Consider the following 925-nt stretch of genomic DNA (forward strand, 5'->3'; position numbering starts at 1 on the left):
CCGAGGCGGCCGTCGGCGCGCTCGAGACCATCTCGCAGGTCGCTCGCGGTGCGCTCGGCGACGTGCGCGTGCTGCTCGCCGAGCTCCGCCACGACGAGTCGGGCTCTCCGCAGCCCGTGCTCGACGACCTCGACGGGCTCATCGACCGCGTGCGCACCGCCGGACTCGACGTGCGCTACGCCGAGACCGGCGAGCGGCTGGCCCTCGGAACCGGGCACCAGATCGCCGTCTACCGCATCGCGCAGGAGGGCCTGACCAACGCACTCCGCCACGGCGACGCCGAGGCGCCCGTCGACCTGCGGCTCGCGTGGGACGGCACCGGGGTCGACCTCGAGATCGCGAACGCGATGCGATCGGATGCCGCGGCGACCGAGTCGCACGGACTCCGCCACGGGCTCCCGGGCATGCGAGAGCGCGCGCAGCTCGCCGGAGGGTCGCTGACGGCCGAGCCGGGCGGGGACGGCACGTTCCGGGTGCGTGCGCGCATCCCCGCACAGCCGGGCGGCCTCGCGTGAGCGGCATCCGCGTCGCCCTCGTCGACGACCAGGCCCTGTTCCGCGCAGGGGTGCGGATGCTCGTCGAATCCCAGCCCGACCTCACGGTCACGGGCGAGGCCGGCGACGGCGTCGCCGCGGTGGAGCTCGCCGCCCGTGCCCGCCCCGACGTCATGCTCATGGACGTGCGGATGCCGCTGCTCGACGGCATCGCCGCGACCGAGCGCATCCTCGCCGACGCCGACCGCGACGGGCGCACGCCGCCGCGCGTGCTCGTGCTCACCACCTTCGACCTCGACGAGAACGCCGCACGCGCGATCCGGGCCGGCGCGAGCGGCTTCGTGCTGAAGGACGCCGACCCCGAGTTCCTGCTCGCGGCGATCCGCACCGTGCACCAGGGCAACCAGGTGATCGCCGCGGCCGCGACGCGC

Annotated in this window: 2 protein-coding genes; both read left to right on the plus strand. The window is 75.5% G+C overall.

Translation table 11 applies throughout. From position 1 onward, the window contains the following. A partial coding sequence (locus GH736_RS23505) for a sensor histidine kinase (RefSeq protein WP_407922387.1) occupies positions 1 to 515 on the plus strand: 515 nt, incomplete at its 5' end. Continuing rightward, positions 512 to 925: response regulator (locus GH736_RS23510; protein WP_159607485.1), on the plus strand; the 414-nt coding region annotated here is incomplete at its 3' end. The genes GH736_RS23505 and GH736_RS23510, both read left to right, overlap by 4 nt.

Source organism: Agromyces humi, assembly GCF_009720255.1.
Taxonomy (GTDB): Bacteria; Actinomycetota; Actinomycetes; order Actinomycetales; family Microbacteriaceae; genus Agromyces; species Agromyces humi.